Below are 1488 nucleotides of genomic sequence, written 5' to 3'. Positions count from 1 at the left end.
GGGGATACCGGTAGCTCCTGAGAGGGAGCCGAGGGGCGGGGTACGCCGGAGGTACCGGGGGTACTACGAGGGTCCGGGACCCTGGAGGCGGCTCCCCCTGGAGTACTACGGGTATCACCCGTGCCGTACCTATCCCCGGTGCTGTGCGTATCACCGGGCCCGCCCGAGGGCGCCGGCACCGCAGCCGCCGCGTTCGTCGCGAGGTCGGTGACGCCACCGGCGTACCCCTCACGACTGGCCTCACCCGCCCCTACTCCCGTACCAGTACCTGCGCCCCCGTCCGGCACCACCCGCAGCAGCCCCAGCACCCCCGCCGCGAACGCCGGCCCGCCCGCCGCGAGGACCACCTTGCGGGGCCGGGGGCGCCGATGCCGTCCCCGGGCGCGGAACGCCCCTGTGCGGGTCGTCGCCGGATCGTCTCCCTCGTACATGTCCCCTCCCGATGGGCCGCAGTGACGGTATGCGGCGGGGTGGGGGAGGGGGCGGTGGTCCGGAGGTATGTCACTCGAACGGGTAGTCGGAGTCCGAACCCGCCACCCTTCCCCGGGCGGGGGATGTACTGCGATGATCGCCCCGGACGAGGTGGTTAACCACCGTTAACGATGCGACCCCGGAGGATGCCATGAGCAGCGAGGAACGGTTCGGCGAGCATGTCCTGGTCCGCCGCGAGGGCGATGGGCACGTGGCGGAGCTGGTGCTGGACCGGCCGAAGGCGATGAACGCGGTGTCGACGGACTTGGCCCGTGCCGTCACCGCCGCGTGTAGCTCTCTGGGGGTAGACCCCGAGGTGCGGGTCGTAGTCCTCATGTCCTCCAGCGACCGTGCCTTCTGCGTCGGCGCCGACCTCAAGGAGCGCAACTCGTTCACCGACGCGGACCTGCGCCTCCAGCGCCCGACGACCCGCGCCGCGTACACGGCCGTCCTCGACCTCCCCGTCCCGGCCATCGCCGCGGTCAACGGCTTCGCCCTGGGCGGCGGCTTCGAACTCGCCCTGTCCTGCGACGTGATCGTGGCGGACGGCACGGCGGTGGTGGGGTTGCCGGAGGTGTCGGTGGGGGTGATCCCGGGCGGCGGCGGCACACAGTTGCTCCCCCGCCGGGTGGGCGCGGCCCGCGCCGCCGAACTGATCTTCTCGGCGCGGCGCGTGGAGGCGGCGGAGGCAAGGGAGTTGGGGCTGGTGGACGTCCTGGTGGAGGAGGGGAGCGCGCGGGAGGAGGCGCTGGCGCTGGCGGCCCGGATCGCCGCGAACTCCCCGGTGGGCCTGAGGGCGGCGAAGAAGGCGCTGCGCCTGGGGCAGGGCCTGGACCTCAGGGCGGGCCTTGAGGTGGAGGACGCGGCGTGGCGGACGGTGGCGTTCTCGGGGGACAGGGCGGAGGGGGTGAGGGCGTTCAACGAGAAACGGAAGCCGAACTGGCCGGGCGAGTGAGGCCGCCCTTCAGGGGCTGGGTGGCTGGTGAGTCTTTTAGGGGGCTTGGAGGGGCTGGGCGG

The 1488-nt window shown here is 73.0% G+C and carries 1 protein-coding gene and 1 pseudogene; one reads left to right on the top strand and one right to left on the bottom strand.

The genetic code is table 11. The annotated features are described in order from the left end of the window. Positions 1-431 (bottom strand): annotated as a pseudogene (locus tag AOK24_RS49955) (hypothetical protein); the annotation flags it as partial. 191 nt (positions 432-622) lie between these two features. On the opposite strand from AOK24_RS49955, the gene AOK24_RS38655 reads away from it, so the two are divergent. Beyond that, positions 623-1426, top strand: coding sequence for an enoyl-CoA hydratase/isomerase family protein (locus tag AOK24_RS38655; RefSeq protein ID WP_055724609.1), 804 nt, complete (start codon positions 623-625; stop codon positions 1424-1426). Positions 1427-1488: the final 62 nt, after the last annotated feature.

The organism is Streptomyces niveiscabiei (assembly GCF_001419795.1).
In the GTDB taxonomy this organism is placed as follows: Bacteria; Actinomycetota; Actinomycetes; order Streptomycetales; family Streptomycetaceae; genus Streptomyces; species Streptomyces niveiscabiei.
This window is presented reverse-complemented; position numbering and strand designations above follow the sequence as displayed.

Coding starts and splice junctions, on each gene's coding strand:
- AOK24_RS38655 (WP_055724609.1), top strand. CDS start 623: ATGAGCAGCGAGGAACGGTTCGGCGAGCATGTCCTGGTCCGCCGCGAG.